Source organism: Agathobaculum sp., from assembly GCF_034098985.1.
GTDB lineage: Bacteria > Bacillota > Clostridia > Oscillospirales > Butyricicoccaceae > Agathobaculum.
Genome location: NZ_JAXEOA010000014.1, coordinates 86,476 through 101,831, shown reverse-complemented (window position 1 = coordinate 101,831; position 15,356 = coordinate 86,476). Strand labels below are relative to the sequence as shown.

Annotated in this window: 18 protein-coding genes; 10 read left to right on the top strand and 8 right to left on the bottom strand. The window is 60.3% G+C overall.

The genetic code is table 11. From position 1 onward, the window contains the following. Nucleotides 1–9: 9 nt before the first annotated feature. Together SO058_RS04290 and pyk are read right to left on the bottom strand one after the other, a co-directional pair. Entirely contained in the window at nt 10–1,281 is a 1,272-nt protein-coding gene (locus SO058_RS04290) for an LCP family glycopolymer transferase (RefSeq protein ID WP_320841762.1), read from the bottom strand. Between the two features lie 4 nt (nt 1,282–1,285). Continuing rightward, nucleotides 1,286–2,752, bottom strand: a complete 1,467-nt coding sequence (pyk, locus tag SO058_RS04285) for a pyruvate kinase (protein ID WP_320841761.1) — start codon at nt 2,750–2,752, stop codon at nt 1,286–1,288. A 261-nt stretch (nt 2,753–3,013) separates the two neighbouring features. Between pyk and SO058_RS04280 the strand changes: the two genes are divergently transcribed. From SO058_RS04280 to SO058_RS04265, 4 genes are all read left to right on the top strand, one after another. Beyond that, nucleotides 3,014–3,934, top strand: a complete 921-nt coding sequence (locus tag SO058_RS04280; protein ID WP_320841760.1) for a nucleotidyltransferase family protein — start codon at nt 3,014–3,016, stop codon at nt 3,932–3,934. A gap of 13 nt (nt 3,935–3,947) precedes the next feature. Beyond that, entirely contained in the window at nt 3,948–4,460 is a 513-nt protein-coding gene (locus SO058_RS04275) for a hypothetical protein (protein ID WP_320841759.1), read from the top strand. A 115-nt stretch (nt 4,461–4,575) separates the two neighbouring features. Beyond that, nucleotides 4,576–4,812, top strand: a complete 237-nt coding sequence (secG, locus tag SO058_RS04270; protein WP_320841758.1) for a preprotein translocase subunit SecG — start codon at nt 4,576–4,578, stop codon at nt 4,810–4,812. After that, a complete protein-coding gene (locus tag SO058_RS04265) occupies nt 4,812–5,030 on the top strand; it encodes a hypothetical protein (RefSeq protein ID WP_320841757.1) in 219 nt (72 codons plus the stop codon). The genes secG and SO058_RS04265 overlap by 1 nt, the downstream gene beginning before the upstream one ends. Nucleotides 5,031–5,067: 37 nt before the next feature. Here SO058_RS04265 and SO058_RS04260 read toward each other — a convergent pair whose 3' ends face one another. From SO058_RS04260 to SO058_RS04235, 6 genes are all read right to left on the bottom strand, one after another. Beyond that, nucleotides 5,068–5,919, bottom strand: a complete 852-nt coding sequence (locus SO058_RS04260) for a GIY-YIG nuclease family protein (protein WP_320841756.1) — start codon at nt 5,917–5,919, stop codon at nt 5,068–5,070. 71 nt (nt 5,920–5,990) lie between these two features. Continuing rightward, the gene (locus SO058_RS04255) at nt 5,991–6,371 is read right to left on the bottom strand and encodes a hypothetical protein (RefSeq protein WP_320841755.1); all 381 of its coding nucleotides are present in this window, start codon (nt 6,369–6,371) and stop codon (nt 5,991–5,993) included. A 25-nt stretch (nt 6,372–6,396) separates the two neighbouring features. After that, nucleotides 6,397–6,594 (bottom strand): PspC domain-containing protein, encoded by a 198-nt coding sequence (locus SO058_RS04250; protein WP_320841754.1) that lies wholly within the window; start codon nt 6,592–6,594, stop codon nt 6,397–6,399. Between the two features lie 50 nt (nt 6,595–6,644). Further along, the gene (locus SO058_RS04245; RefSeq protein ID WP_320841753.1) at nt 6,645–7,481 is read right to left on the bottom strand and encodes a hypothetical protein; all 837 of its coding nucleotides are present in this window, start codon (nt 7,479–7,481) and stop codon (nt 6,645–6,647) included. Next, complete coding sequence (locus SO058_RS04240) at nt 7,478–8,143, bottom strand: DUF1700 domain-containing protein (protein WP_320841752.1); 666 nt, start codon at nt 8,141–8,143, stop codon at nt 7,478–7,480. Before SO058_RS04240 ends, SO058_RS04245 begins: the two co-directional genes overlap by 4 nt. Beyond that, nucleotides 8,140–8,457 (bottom strand): PadR family transcriptional regulator, encoded by a 318-nt coding sequence (locus SO058_RS04235; RefSeq protein WP_320841751.1) that lies wholly within the window; start codon nt 8,455–8,457, stop codon nt 8,140–8,142. The genes SO058_RS04240 and SO058_RS04235 overlap by 4 nt, the downstream gene beginning before the upstream one ends. Before the next feature lie 209 nt (nt 8,458–8,666). Here SO058_RS04235 and SO058_RS04230 point away from each other — a divergent pair, with 209 nt between their 5' ends. The 6 genes from SO058_RS04230 to SO058_RS04205 are packed head-to-tail and all read left to right on the top strand — an operon-like array spanning nt 8,667 to nt 15,335. Continuing rightward, nucleotides 8,667–9,737 (top strand): D-alanine--D-alanine ligase family protein, encoded by a 1,071-nt coding sequence (locus SO058_RS04230; protein ID WP_320841750.1) that lies wholly within the window; start codon nt 8,667–8,669, stop codon nt 9,735–9,737. Continuing rightward, the gene (murI, locus tag SO058_RS04225; protein ID WP_320841749.1) at nt 9,730–10,530 is read left to right on the top strand and encodes a glutamate racemase; all 801 of its coding nucleotides are present in this window, start codon (nt 9,730–9,732) and stop codon (nt 10,528–10,530) included. The genes SO058_RS04230 and murI overlap by 8 nt, the downstream gene beginning before the upstream one ends. 43 nt (nt 10,531–10,573) lie before the next feature. Further along, nucleotides 10,574–11,008 (top strand): DUF1934 domain-containing protein, encoded by a 435-nt coding sequence (locus SO058_RS04220; protein ID WP_320841748.1) that lies wholly within the window; start codon nt 10,574–10,576, stop codon nt 11,006–11,008. A 27-nt stretch (nt 11,009–11,035) separates the two neighbouring features. After that, nucleotides 11,036–12,733 carry an arginine--tRNA ligase gene (argS, locus tag SO058_RS04215; RefSeq protein WP_320841747.1) on the top strand — a complete coding sequence of 566 codons (1,698 nt, stop codon included), beginning with the start codon at nt 11,036–11,038 and terminating at the stop codon, nt 12,731–12,733. Between the two features lie 40 nt (nt 12,734–12,773). Continuing rightward, a complete protein-coding gene (locus SO058_RS04210; protein ID WP_320841746.1) occupies nt 12,774–14,258 on the top strand; it encodes a S41 family peptidase in 1,485 nt (494 codons plus the stop codon). Between the two features lie 45 nt (nt 14,259–14,303). Further along, nucleotides 14,304–15,335, top strand: coding sequence for a hypothetical protein (locus SO058_RS04205; RefSeq protein ID WP_320841745.1), 1,032 nt, complete (start codon nt 14,304–14,306; stop codon nt 15,333–15,335). Nucleotides 15,336–15,356: the final 21 nt, after the last annotated feature.

The window sequence follows — 15,356 nt, the reverse complement described above, 5'->3', positions numbered from 1 at the left end:
TGTCTGCAGTTAATCGGAAAGGCCGGCCTTGTAGGTCTCCTGGTCGTAATACAAGCGGTTTCCGTTCTCGTCGAGGCGGTAATAATCGCCCTCGGAGTCGCAATAGTCGCCGGTAGCGGGATCGTAGGAACCGCCCTCTTCAGCGAGGGAGGCCGGGTCGTCCCCGCCTGCCTGGCCGGAGGAGCCGGCGCTTCCCGCGGGGCCGGTCGGCTCGGTGTCGAAATCGAGGCCGCCGAGCGGGCCGGTACCCGTACTGCCGCCGGTCTCATTTTCCCCGTCGTCTCCGGACGGTGACGGGCTTTGTCCGTGCGAGGCCGACGTATTGCCCGGGAATACATCGTTGTAGATGTATTCGTGGATATGGTCGGCCGCGGTTTCGAGGTTAAACAGGATGTATTCGCTCGAAGAGCCGTAATACTGCCACTCGTCGTCGAGCGGCAGGCGGGTATGCTCAAGCGCAGGCATGCCGCCCTTGACAGCGCCGACAATCAACGGCGCGAGCTCGGTCGGGGAGAGCGAGGTCGTCACATTGGGCACGAGCTTCTGCATCAGGCCAAGCAGCTTGTTCGCGTTCATGTCCTGAATGCTCTGGAACAACGCCTGCAGTACGATGGACTGCCGCTCGACGCGGCCCCAGTCATCGCCCGTGCCGCCTTTTCGAATGCGGCCATAGCAGAGCGCCTGCACGCCGTCGAGCTTTTGCTTGCCGGCTTTTTCGACGGATGCAAACTCCTTTTTCTGCTCGATGCCGTAATCGCGGATCACGCGGTTGAGCTCGTCCAGCTCATAGTCCTGCACGTCGATCTCCACGCCGTCGAGCGCGTCGATGATCGTGACGAGCTGCTCGAAATCGACCGCGATATAGTCGGTGATATCGGTGCCAAAATTCTGGTTGATCGTCTTGATGGCAAGCGTGGGCCCGCCGAGGAAATAGGCGGAATTGAGCTTGTCCTCTCCGTGGCTCTCGATGGTCACAAGACTGTCTCGCATGAGCGAGATCAGCTTAATCTTGCCCCGCGTATTGTCCACGGTCACGATCATCATGCAGTCCGAATGGCTCTGCGTGTCGCCCTCGCGCGTGTCCAGTCCGAACAGCGCGATGTTGGTGATGTTTTCATCGGCCTTAACGCCCGCTGCCAGATCTTTGGAGTTGAGGCCGCTGTCGTAGTTATAGCCGAAGAACGTCCGGTAAGCATATAGGCCAAGGCAGAAAACGGTTGCCAGAATGACGACGAGGGACAGCACGCGAACCAGCGTGCGCTGCAAACGTTTGAGCGACATAAAATCAGTCCTGGAATCCGTGCGCGAGGATCTGCTCGGTTAGCTGCAGAACGCGCAGGGTATTGGTATAGTTGACCTTGCCGACCGGCATGCCGGCCGTGACCGTGATAATGTCGCCGGCTTTGGCGCCGGTGGCTTCGGTAGCGGCGCAGGCGGACAGCTCGAACAGCTCGGTGTCCGAGGAGGGACGTGTGGGAACGAGCACCGGCGTCACGCCCCACGACATGGTCAGGCGGTGATAGGTTTTCTCGCTCGGCGTCGCGCCGACGATGGGCGCACCCGGACGGTAGGACGAGACAGCGCGCGCGGTCGAGCCCGACTCGGTGAACGCGACGATGCACTTCGCACCCAGATCGTGCGTGGTCGAACAGGTCGCGTGGGCGATGGCGTTGGTCTTGTCGTCACCCGAAACATCCATGTTCTGGAACTCGAGGCGGGTGGTGCGGCGGCGGTCATAGTGGATGGTGCGCTCGGCGTTTTCGGCGATCGTGCTCATCGCGCACACGGTCTCGACCGGATACTTGCCCACCGAGGTCTCGCCCGAAAGCATGATGGCGGAGGTGCCGTCGTAAACGGCGTTGGCCACGTCGGACACCTCGGCGCGGGTCGGACGCGGGTTTTTGGCCATGGATTCGAGCATCTGCGTCGCGGTGACAACGCGCTTGCCGCGCGAAATGCAGGTCTTAATCAGGTGCTTCTGGATTTCCGGCAGCTCTTGGAAAGGCACCTCAACGCCCAGGTCGCCGCGGGCGACCATGACGCCGCTGGCCTCGTCGAGAATCTCGGCGATGTTGTTGACGCCTTCCATGTTTTCGATCTTGGCGATGATCTCCACATCCTCCTGGCCGTTCGCCTTGAGGATGGCCTTAATGTCGCGCACGTCCTGCGCGGTGCGGCAGAACGAAGCCGCGATAAAGTCGATGCCCTGCGTAAGGCCAAACTCGATATCCGCGCGGTCCTTATCGGAAAGGTAAGGCATATTCAGCTTGATGCCGGGCACGTTGACCGATTTACGGTTGGACAGCGGGCCGCCGTTTAAGGCTTTGCAGACGATGTCGGTGCCGTTTTTCACCTCGACCACGTCGAATGCGACCAGGCCGTCGTCAATCAGGATGCGGGTGCCGGGCTGCACATCGGCCGGCAGGCCCTCATAGGAAATGGAAACGATCGTGCTGTCGCCCTCGATATCGCGCGTGGTCAGCGTGAAAAGCTGGCCGTCCTGAATTTCAATTTTGCCGTCCTTATAGGTCTTGGTACGGATTTCAGGACCCTTGGTGTCCAGCATAATGCCGATCGGCAGGCCGAGCTCCTTGCGGGCATGTTTTACCGCATCCATGCGGGCTTTATGCTCCTCGTGTGAGCCGTGGCTGAAATTCATGCGGGCAACGTTCATGCCGGCTTTCATCAGCTCGGCGAGCACCGGGCCGTCGGTCGCGGGACCAAGCGTACAAATAATCTTCGTTTTGCGCATCGATTCTAATACCTCTCTCTGACATTTCATTCTGCTATACACTCTGACACATTTTTAACACGCCTATTTTACCAGTTTCGCGGGTTGTTTGCAATCTTTGCGGCGGCCTGTTTGTCCATTTTCATGTTTTTCTACAAAAAACGGGGTGCGCGGCCCTTTCATCTTGTGTTTTCTGATACGGTTTAGTATAATAAGGGAGCAAAGGCCGCGTTGGCTTTCACAATTTGTACACATTTTGCGGAGAAACAGGGGAAATTATTTATGCAGCAGCCGGTTTTGGTGATTATGGCAGCGGGGATGGGCTCGCGCTACGGCGGCCTCAAGCAGATCGACCCGGTCGGTCCGAGCGGGCAGGCCATCCTTGATTATTCGATTTACGACGCGCACCGCGCCGGGTTCCGGCGCGTGGTGTTCATTATCCGCCCCGAACTGCGGGGCGCGTTTGAACAGGCGGTAGGCCAAAAGGCGTCGCGCTTGATGCAGGTTGATTATGCGTACCAGACGCTTTCGCGCCTGCCCGAAGGGCTTTGCGCGCCCGCGGGACGGGAAAAGCCGCTCGGCACAGCGCACGCCGTCTGGTGCGCGCACGAGCTGGTGGAGGGCTGCCCGATAGCGGTCATCAACGCGGACGATTTTTACGGCGCGGACGCGTTCCGCAGGATCTATGACTATCTTGCCGCGGCGCGGGATGACGATAAATACCGCTACTGCATGGTAGGCTACCGCGTGGAAAACACGCTTACCGAAAACGGCACGGTGTCGCGCGGGGTATGCACGACGGATGAAAACGGCTTTCTCACCCGCATCGTCGAGCGTACGGCGATCTCCAAACAGGCGGACGGCCGGATTGTCTACGCGGCGGACGGCGGCGAAGATGCGGGCGAGATCGCGGAGGGAACGCCCGTCTCGCTGAACCTTTGGGGATTTACTTCCTCGTTTGTGGGAGAGCTGGATGCAGGGCTGCGCCGGTTTTTCGAGGAAAAGCTGCCCGGAAACCTGCTGAAAGCCGAGTATTACCTGCCGTCTGCGGTGGATGAGCTGCTGAAAACGGGCAAAGCGACCGCACAGGTGCTGAAGACGGATTCGCGCTGGTTCGGCGTAACCTACCGCGAGGACAAGCCGGTCGTTACCGAAGCCGTGCGGCGGATGACGGAACAGGGCGAATACCCCGCCGATTTGTAAAGGAGCCGGGAAAATGGATTTTTCGACCGCGTTTATCGCGCTGCGAGACCGCATGGCCGACGCCATGCAAAAAGACTTTGTAAACCGCGTCAATTACGAGATCGGCGGGCGCATGGCCGCATTGTACGGCTCGTTCGGCGTGACGAGCGAGCGCAAGCTGCTCGGCCTTGTCGGTCTGGGCAATTCGGGGCACGCGCATGAATATCGCGCCCTTTTCGCCGCGCCCTCGCTCGACGCACAGGCAATGGAAGACTGGTGGCAGTATGCGCTCAGCCTGGAAAAGCAGCTTGTCGAGCCTGACCGCGATCACGTGTTCTCCATCGTCTCGATTATTTTGGTGACCGATGGACTGGAGAAGCCCCTGCAGAAGCAATTGCGCAAGCTCAACCAGGAGCGTCAGTTTGACGGTGAAGCGCAGGCGGGCTGGTCATCTATCCGCTTTGCTGTGGCCGACCTGGGATCGCGCAAGGTGTTTTCCAACCGGTTCGGCGAGCCGCTCAAAAAAGTGGTTGCCGCGTGGCTGTGACCGCGAAAAAAAGCAGAAAACTCTTGAAAACGCGGAAAAATTGTGATATAGTACCTTGTACGCAAGCAGAAACGCGCCTTTCCCGGCGCCAGAAATAGTTGGAGGAATGGAAAACATGACTACCGCACAAATCGCTTTATCTGTTGTAATGATCGTCGCCAGCCTGTTCCTGATCATCGTCGTGCTGCTGCAGAGCGGCGCGCAGCAGGGCTTGGGCGCTGTATCCGGCGGCGCGGAAACGTTCTTCGGCGCGGGCAAGGCCACGGCGGCCGATAAAGTGCTCGCCCGCCTGACCTCGGTCGTCGGCGTGATCTTCGTCATCGCCGCGATCGTGCTCAACCTGATCCACTGATGACACGCACGGCGCAGGGCTTGCTGCTCGCAGGCTTTCTCTTGTGCGCCGCGTTCACCGCGCTGCAGCAGGTGCAGTACGGCATGATCTGCGGCCGCAGCGAACAGAGGCAGGACGACCCGAAAGCCAAAGCCTGCCGGAAACGGGCGGCTGTTTCCGCGATTTTGGGCGCGGCGCTGCTGGTGGCCAATATCGTCATTGGAATGCTGACACGGTAAAACAAGAAAAAGCATGGAGTCGAGGCTCCATGCTTTTTTATTTTACAAACAGGCTTTCGAGCAGAGGACGCACGCCGTCCCACTCGCTTTGGTGCAGGCAGCAGAGGCGGTCATGCGCGATCTCCCGCATTTCGCCGCCCAGTAGGCGGATGGGTAGGGGAACGCCCGGCTGATGCGCGCGGTCGAATGCCTCCAGCGCCGCGAACGCCATGCCGCACACCTCGCTGCCCGGCCGGAACGCGGGTACGCCGTCCGCGCGGTGGAGGAACGCGTGCGCCAGCTCGTCGTCAAAGCCGCCTGCGCCGCCGCGATCGTACTGCTGGCGGTATGCGCCCGCGACGGTCAACATGCCCGTGGGAAGCGTGAGCCCGACCTCCTCGCGTGCTTCGCGCGCGGCGGCTTCGGCGGGCGTTTCGCCCGGGTCGATGTGCCCCGTGGCGGTCAGGTCGTAAAAGCCGGGATAAAGCGGCCGGTCTTCCGCGCGCTGCTGCAGCCAAAGGCCATACTCTCCCTGCCAGACGCCGCATACCCATAAATGGCACACCTGATGATACAGCCCCTGCGCATGTACGACCGATCGGGGCCGCTCGCCGCACGGCCTGCCGTCTGCGTCGTAAACGGTGATGAGCTCACCGTCCTGCTGGGTCAACAGGAGGGCTTCCTTTTGCGGGCGCGTCAGTTTTTTAAGCGCGGCTTCGCGGCGCATGGCGGCGCTTTGGCTCTCGTGAAGCTCGCTGTAAGCCAGTTTGACCGGGCCGCGCCCGCGCGTGTATTTCGCGCCGCGGCCGCTGTTGTGCGCGGCGAGCCGCGCGGTTAGGTCATTCGTCCAGCCGCAGTACAGTGTGTCGTCCGCGCAGCGCAGGATATAGGTGTAACCGGGGCTTTCCATCAGAGTCAGACTCCTTTGCCATGGAAAACAGGAGGGCGTCCATGCGGCGCCCTCCTGCTTTGATGTTCGGTTTATACTTCGCCGTTCTGCTGCTCTTTTTCGGCTTTGCGCTTGTTGTACATACGCTTGGTGATGAGATAGCCGATGCCGGCGCAGATAATAGCCATGATGGTGGCGCTTGGCATCTTGTCACCGTAGCCCATTTTATCCAGCGCCATGCCGATCAGGCCGGTCAGGATGTAACCGAGCGCGACGCCCAGCGCAGCGCCGTGAAAGCAGATGCGGGGCAGGCCGAAAATTCTGATTTCAGACGGGTCCAGATCTTCCTCGATCTCCTCTTCGGCTTCCTCCGGGGTCAGGACGATCTGATCCTCGCTTTCGGCCGGAACGGCGGACAGTTCGTTCGTTTCGGCTTCCGTCTGCTCCTCCAGCTTGTCGTTCGGTTCGCTCATGGGGCACATCCTCTCTTTAGATCGATTATTGCACAGCGCTTTGCGTCGGGATGATGATGGCGGCGACGATATACACCCAGAAACCGGCCGATCCCAATGCGCACAGCAACACCCACGCCAGACGAACCAGCGTTGGGTCGATGCTGAAATACTCACCGACGCCGGCGCATACGCCGCACAGCATCCGGTTGGTTTCGCTGCGATACAATTTCTTGTCGTTCATAGCAATTGCTCCTTTTTACTATCATAAGGTTTTTGGAATGGGTAGTCAAGTTAATCTTGCGTGGTGACGTCAATCGTGCCCGCGCCGACATTGAGTTCGAGCTTGCGCGAGCCTCCCGATGAGGAACGGTAAGTTCCGGCGAGTCCGCCCGCAAGCTCGTTTCCGTTTAGGGTCACGCTGCCCATCGAGGCGGCGACTTCGTAGCCGTAGTCGCTTTCCTGTCCGGTAAGCTGGAGCGAGGCGTTTCCCAAACCGCATTCTACTTCGATCTTTGCTGCGTCCAGCGGTTCGTTTAAGAACAACTCGCCCGCGCCGATATTAAACTCAGCCTTTTCGACGGCAAGCGGTATATCAATGGTGAGCGAGGCCGCGCCGATATTGCATTCCAGCTTGTCGAATGCCATTTCAGGCAGCGTAATGGTCGTTTCAGTGCTGTTTTTATGGCGGAGAGAAAGCTCCCAGGTGCCGCCGTGCATCTCGCTTTTGCGTACGATCGCGCCGCTGCAATCAAATTCATCGCCTTCGACGATACGGTAGTCCCCGCCGTCAAACGAGAGCTCGAGCTTGCGGATGTCGGGGGCGGGGACATCGTCAATGTCCGGCACGTAGACTTTGTCCCAGCCAACCACGCTGAAAGAACGGTCGTCGTCATCATCGAAGAACCAGCCGGAATGATAGCCGCCGTCGTCGCGCCATTCGCGGAAACGAAGGCCGTCGCGGACGTGCGAGTCAATGAATTCGCCCGCGTCCCATAGGGACTCGCGCACCGAATGGAGCGCGCCGTCGTAATAGGAACCATAGAGTTCACCGCCGGCAAACGCGCCAGCGATACCCATACCGCAGCCCAAAGCGAATAGGATCAGACAGATGGTGATAAGTTTTTTCATTTCTTGACACCTCGAATCTTGTCAATCGGCCACCGCAGGATGGCGACAAAGCCGCGGAAAACGGGCGGGATAAACAGCGTGCACAGCTTGACGACCAGCATCGCCGCCAGAATGCCGAGCGCAAGGCAGGCAAACCCCGCGCCGAGTGTGACGACCGCCGAAGCAGGGGTCCACCAGATGAAAAACGAGCATATAATGAAGCCTGCGCCCAATGCGAGCAGCACAAGCGGGACGCACGCGGCGAGCACGACCACAGTGACCACTGCCGCAAATATCACGCCGAGTACTGCGAGCAGCACGCCAAACACCGCTGCGGCAACCGGTATGCCGACCGGGATCGCAAAAATCGCGATCACCAGCAGCAGCCATGGATTGATGCCGCGCCATGTGCGCTTGGGGGCGGCCTGCGCCGCGCCGGCTCCCGTCTGCCCGGTTTGGGACGAACCGCCCGCATGGGGCGCGGCGGTCAGTTCACGATAATCGGCCAAAATCTGCGCCGCCACCGTGTCGGGCGCGCCCAGGTCGCGCGCGGCCTGTTCCTCGCCGGCGGGGCCGGCCTCATCGAAGTATTCCTCATAGTAGCGCAGGGCGTTGGCGCGCTCTTCGTCCGGCAGGCCGGACAGCGCTCCCCGCAGCGCTGCAAGATATTCGTTTCTGTTCATGATGCCTGCCCTCCGAAAAAGATTCTGTCGATCCCATTGCGGTAGTTCTGCCAATCGATGCAGTGCTGCCGCAAGCGTGCGCGTCCGTGCTCGGTGATGCGGTAATACCGGCGGTTTCGTCCTGCATAGTTTTCGTCGTAGCTCGTTAGATATCCGTCTTTCAGCAGCCGCCGCAGCACAGGGTACAGCGTGGATTCGGAAATTTCGATCACCTGCCGCACCTCCTGTGTGATGCGGTAACCGTATGTGCTTTCCCGGTCAACTACTGCCAGCACGATGCCGTCCAGCAGAGGAGACGCGATGGGATAGGACATGGGATCACCTCGTTTCTGTGTTTGTAGCAATATTATATGATGTATAATATGCGGTGTCAACAGGTATTTCAAAAAAAGATTTGAACGGCTTGTAAATTTCGTCAAAAGCATACACCGGAATGCGTGAAATTACATTGTATTTCTTGCGAAAATAGCGTATAATGGTATCCGTATAATAATAGCTGCTAAAGAAAGGGCGTTTTAGCGGAATGAAGCTAGCCATATTGTTCGGAGGCGTTTCGAGCGAGCACGAGGTATCGTGCTTGTCGGCCGCCTCAATTTTACGAAATCTGGATCAAAGCAAATATGAAATTTACGCCGTCGGCATCACGAAGACCGGACGGTGGTTCTATTATCCGGCGCACGATCCCGCGCTCGTTGAAAACGGCGCTTGGGAACGTGAAGCGGCGCTTGTGCCCGCGCTTTTGTCACCCGACCGGGAAACGCACGGCCTGCTCCTCCTGCGCGGGGACAGGACAGAGGCGGTCCGCGTCGACTGTGTGTTCCCGGTGCTGCACGGCATCGGCGGGGAGGACGGCACGGTGCAGGGACTTCTGGAGCTTGCGGGCATCCCATACGTCGGCTGCGGTGTGGCCGCTTCGGCAAACTCGATGGATAAATCGATCACTAAGGTGCTGGTGGACGCCGCAGGCGTGCGGCAGGCGCACTATTATCTCGCGCTGCGCCCTGATTTTGAGCGGGACGCGGCTGCGGTCGCAGCGAAAGCTGCGGAAACGATCGGCGCGTTCCCGGTGTTTGTCAAGCCCTGTTCATCGGGCTCGTCGGTTGGCGTGGCCAAGGCGGTGGACGCGGAGAGCCTGCTCGCCGGGCTGCGCGAGGCGTTCCGGCACGATGAAAAGGTGCTGGTTGAGGAATTTATCGACGGGCATGAGGTCGAATGCGCGGTGCTGGGCAACCGCGACCCGCTGGCCTCGACGGTCGGCGAGATCGCGCCCGCACAGGAGTTCTACACGTTCGACGCAAAGTACCACGACGCTTCGTCACAGCTGTACATCCCGGCGCATATCTCGCACGAGCAGATCGAGACCGTGCGGCAAAACGCGGTGCGCGTTTATACCGCGCTCGGCTGCCGTGGGCTTTCTCGCGTCGATTTTTTCTGCACGTATCGGGATGGGGAGATCGTTTTCAACGAACTCAACTCGATCCCGGGCTTCACTTCGATCTCCATGTATCCCAAGCTGTTCGGGCATGGTGGCATCGGCTATGCCGAGCTGCTCGACCGTCTGATCTCCCTTGCGCTGGAGGAGCACCATGGATAACCGCGCGATCGGCGTGTTCGATTCCGGCCTCGGCGGGCTGACCGCCGTGCGCCGGATGCACGAGATCATGCCGGAGGAGAGCATCATTTACTTTGGCGACACCGGCCGTGTGCCCTATGGTACGCGCGGACGGGACACCATCATCAAATACACGCTGCAGGATATCAATTTCCTGATGCAGTACGACCTGAAAGCGATTGTCGTTGCCTGCAACACGGCTTCCGCCGCGGCGCTCGATACGGTGCGGGGCGAATGCCCGGTGCCGGTGTTCGGCACGGTCGAGCCGTCGTGTGACAAGGCGCGGAGCGTGACGAAAAATGGCAGGATCGGCGTGATCGGCACGGCGGCGACCGTGCGGAGCGGCGTATTTGAGCGAAGCCTTTGCGGCGCTGAACCCGCGCTTCATGTGCGGACGCTGGCGTGTCCGCTGTTCGTGCCGCTTGTGGAAAACGGCCGCGTACAGCGGGGCGATATCGTGATTGAAACCGTGGTGCGCGAGTATTTGCAGCCCATGCGGGACGCGGGCGTGGATACGCTCATCCTTGGCTGCACGCACTACCCGTTGCTGCGCGACGTGATCGCGGATTTTATGGGCGGGGGCGTAACGCTTGTCGATTCAGGCGCGGAGGCTGCCAACGCGGTCAGGCGCGCGGTCGCGCCCGCCGCAGACGGGGCAGGAAAAACGCGTTATTTCGTATCGGACGATCCGGCGGGATTTTCCCAGCTTGCCAGCCTGTTTTTGCAGGAGGACGTGTCCGGCCCGGCCGGCCTCGTCGACATCAGCGCCTATTAAACCCTGATTGAAAACGTGTTTTCAATCGAACACGGAGTATTATATGAAAAAAGACGTATGGCTGTCGATCTCGTCGACCCAGCAGTTTGAGGACTGCGACGAAGAGCAGATCGATCTGGTCACCGCAGCGACGCTGTATCATCGCGCGGGGAAGTACTATATTATTTATGAGGAAAGCGAACTGACCGGCCTTATGGGCACCAAGACCACGGTCAAGCTCGATGGGAAATCGGTTTCGCTTATCCGGACGGGCGCGTATCCGTCCCATATGCTGTTCGCCGAGGACCAGCGGCACGTCGGCTTGTACCAGACCCCGGTCGGCACCGGCATGACGATCGCCACACACGCCTCGCGTGTGTACAATACGGTCGGCGAGGACGGCGGTGAGCTCATCATCGACTATACGGTCGAGGTGGACAACAGCGTGATGGGCCAGCACCATTTTGAAATGACCGTCACCACAGAACCCCTGCAATAAATTCAAAAATACACGGAGAGTGAACAGATGAACGCATATGAATTTGCGCGCACAGAAGCGGCGCGGGTCGTAGAGGCGGCCTACCGTAAGGCGGTGCAGGCTGGGGAACTGCCCGAGGGCGAGATCCCGGCCGTCGCGGTCGAAACGCCCAAGGACGCGTCGAACGGCGACTGGGCCTCGACATTCGCCATGCAGTGCGCAAAGCCGCTTCGCATGGCCCCGCGTAAGATCGCGGAAGCGCTCGTGTCCCATCTGGAGCTGGCGGAGAGCTGCTTCGACACGGTCGATATCGCAGGCCCGGGCTTTCTCAATTTTACGCTGAACCAGTCCTGGTATCAGGACGCGGTGCGCGGCGTGTTCGAGATGGGCGCGGACTACGGCCGCACAACGGCCCAAAAGCCGGAAAAGGTCATGGTCGAGTTCGTGTCGGCCAATCCGACCGGGCCGATGCACATGGGCAACGCGCGCGGCGGCGTGCTGGGCGACTGCCTTTCCGAGGTGCTCGACTGGTCGGGAAATAACGTGACCCGCGAGTTCTATATCAACGACGCGGGCAACCAGGTGGATAAATTCGCTCACTCGGTCGAGGGGCGGTATATCCAGGAGGTGCGCGGAGAGGACGCGGTCGCGTTCGATCCCTCGTGGTACCAGGGCGACGATATCAAGGCGCTCGCGCACGATCTCGTAGAGCAATACGGCGGAAGCCTTTTGGATAAGGCTCCGGACGAGCGGTTCCGCATCATTGAGGAATACGGCCTGCCGACCAATATCGCGCGCATGGAGCGCGACCTCAAGCGCTACAAGATCGATTACGACGTCTGGTTCCGCGAAAGCGAGCTTCACGAGAGCGGATACGTCGAGGAAACCATGAAGATGCTGACCGAAAAGGGCGCGACCTACGAGACGGAGGACGGCGCGCTATGGCTCCGCTCGACTGATTTCGGCTGCGACAAGGACGATGTGCTGCGCCGCGCAAACGGGTTCTACACCTATTTTGCCGCCGATATCGCCTACCACCGCAACAAATTTGAAAAGCGCGGGTTTGACCGCGTCATCAACATCTGGGGCGCCGACCATCACGGCCACGTCAAACGCCTGCAAAGCGCGCTGGACGCGCTCGGGCTGGACGGGACGAACCGGCTCGAAATCGTTTTGATGCAGCTCGTGCGCATGATGCAGGGCGGCGAGGTCGTCCGCATGTCCAAGCGCACGGGAAAAAGCCTGACGCTTACCGACCTGCTGGATGAGATCCCGGTGGACGCGGCGCGTTTCTTCTTTAATTCGCGCGCGGCTGAAACGCAGATGGAATTTGACCTTGACCTGGCGGTCAAGCAGGATTCGGACAACCCGCTGTATTACGTGCAGTACGCGCATGCGCGCATCTGCTCGGTCATCAAAAACTGCACGGAGGAGGGGATCGCGCTTCCTAACCCGCTGAACGCCGACCTTTCCGTTCTGACCGGGGCGGACGAGCGCGCGCTCATCAAGGAGATTGCGCTGCTTCCCGAGGAGATCGCGCAGGCCGCACAGAGCCGCGACCCATCGCGCCTGAACAAATACGCGGTGTCGCTCGCGCAGCTGTTCCACCGCTTCTACAACGCGTGTCGCATCAAATGCGACAACGAGGCGCTGTGCACCGCGCGGCTGACGCTGTGTATGGCGGCGCGGCAGACGATCGCGAACGCGCTGCGGATCATCGGCGTGGACGCGCCCGAAAAAATGTAAGGAAAGAAACAGAAACACCGCGGATGCAAAGGGGATAACCGTGAAAGCTCTGAAAAAACTGACCGCAATCGTACTTTCCGCAGCGCTTTTGCTCACGCCGGCCGGCGCGGTGACAAAGGACGGCGAAAGCGAGACTTGGTTCGACGGCATCTGGGCGCTGATCGACGCGTTCGGCCTTAAGGCCGAGGACAACCCGTATGTGCTGCAAAACTATATCAACAGCTATCTGGAAAAGCACCCCGAGGAGATGTACGAGGTCTTGAACGCGATTCTCGCCCAACTTGACACCCACTCGATGTACCTGTCGAGCGAGCAGTATTCACAGGGCTTTTCAACGCTTGAGGGCTATGTCGGCATCGGCGTGGGCATGGAGCAGACCGCGAACGGCGTGCTGATCGGTGAGGTTCTGCGCTATTCTGCGGCGGAAGAGGCCGGATTGCAGGTGGGTGACCTGATCCGCAAGGTCGACGGTGAGGACGCCTCCGCGTGGACAACCACCGAAATGGCCGAAAAGCTGCGCGGCGCGGAGGGTACCAGCGTCAAGCTGACAGTCCTGCGGCAGGGCCGCGAACTGACGGTGACCGTGACGCGCACGACCATCAACCGCGTCTATGTTTCGAATAAAACGCTGGCGGACGGCGTGGAATACATCAAGGTCAGCGCGATGGGCTCGACAAACGACTGGAAAGCCTTCGAGGAGATCTGGGACGGCCTGCCCGCCAAGGGCACGCGCGCGGTTGTTTTGGACCTGCGCGGCAACGGCGGCGGCGTGATCGACGTAGCGCTTAAAATGGCCGATAAGATGGTTGAGGACAAGGACGTCTATCTCGCCGGGGTGCGCTGGCGCAAGGATATGGGCGGCCTGGAGACCACCTACTCCAAGGGCGGCGGTCTGCCGCTTAATAAAATCACCGTTTTGGTGGACGAAGGCACCGCCTCGGCCGCCGAGCTGCTCGCGGGCAGCCTCAAGGAAACGGGGACGGCTACCCTGATCGGGGAAAAGACCTATGGAAAGGGTCAGGGGCAGTTCCATCTGGATCTCGTCAACGGCGACAAGCTGGTCATCACCACGCTTGAACTCGAACTGCCCAAATCGGGCGTTTATGAGGGCGTCGGCATCACGCCCGACCTGCTGATCGACAACAACCTAGTGACGGTCAAGGCATCGTCGCTCACGCCGCTCGACACGGAAAACGCATTGTATTTCGGGCAGACGTCGGACGCGGTGTACGCGATGACCGAACGCCTTGCACTGCTCGGACTGATCGACGAGGCGCGCGCCTCCTTTGACGGCGATACGCTCGACGCGGTTTCGGCGTTCCTTTCTAGCTATGAAATGGAAAGCGCGCTGTATGCATCCCCGGAGATGCTGAGGGCGCTGGACGGCGCAATGCAGACGCTGGACGGACAGAGCTATGTGCTCGACAACCAGCTGCAGACCGCGCTGGAGATCTGCAAGCTGGCCGCCGCCAAGCCGCAGCGGTATGCGGTCAAAGCGGACGGCGGCTGGCGTAAGACCCAGTAAGTAACGATTTATCGCTGCGCCCGGAAAAGGCGCGGGAGGGGCTTAATGGATACCATTCCTTTGTGTCATGATTCTCAGTTGATTCTGGTAAACGCGGACGCGCTGCCGCTCGCATTGCGCGAGCCGCGGCGGTTCGCCGGCGCGCTCGCGCCCGACGGCGAGACCTGCCGCGCGTGGGCGCAAAAGTTCGACTCGCTTCCGGTCGGCCTTGCGCTCGACTGCCCGGCGGTGCCGGAGGACGAGGAACCGCGGCCGCATACGCTGCGTTATATCGAGCGGTGCAAGGCCGTATTCCGCGACCGGCTGCACGACGACGCGGCGTTCTACTATGTGCGCGGCGCGTCGGGCTTTCCAGCGCTTCGCGCGGCTGTGCTCGCGCTGACCGACCTTTCGGGGCGCACCGTGATCGCAGAGCTTCCCGTCGAGGACGACGAGGGCCATATGCCGGACGGCACTGAGACGCGCGCCGCCATCGGCGTGTTACAGCGCATCGGCGTGTCCACGGTCATCCTGGCCGCGCACACCCCGGAAGCGCTGACCGAAACGCTCGAAGAGGTCGCGCCCTACGCGCGGCTGTCGGTCGGTGTGTCCATCCATTCGGCGTGGCTTCGCGCGGGCACGCCGCTTTACAACACAGAGCTGTTCCTGCCCGTCGAACACGATGGTGAGGCGCGCCTTCTGGAAGCGCTCGAGGCGCATGGGGAGCTGCGCACCGTGCCGCGCGACCATGATGATTTCATCCTGGCGCCCGACGGCAACCACGCGCATTTTATTGATCCGACGATCGATATTTCGGACGAAATCGAGGTCGGCCACCGGCTGGAGGAGGCGCTCGTCGATTTTGAGGACGAGTCGGGCGCGTTAAAGCTCGTGCTGGAGACTGAGGACGATGTGATCGCGCTCGAGGAGCAACGGCACATGATTTCGCGCCCGGTCTGCCTGTGCGCTGAGTCCGCCGAGCTGCTTGAGCAGGGACTCCGGGTGTATCCCGGCCTTGCGCTGTATGACGGCACATGGGAGCAGCCCGAGGAAGTGCTGCATTATCTGGAACAAAAATACGGGCTGATCCGTCTATAATTTTTGTGCGCCCATCTTAGG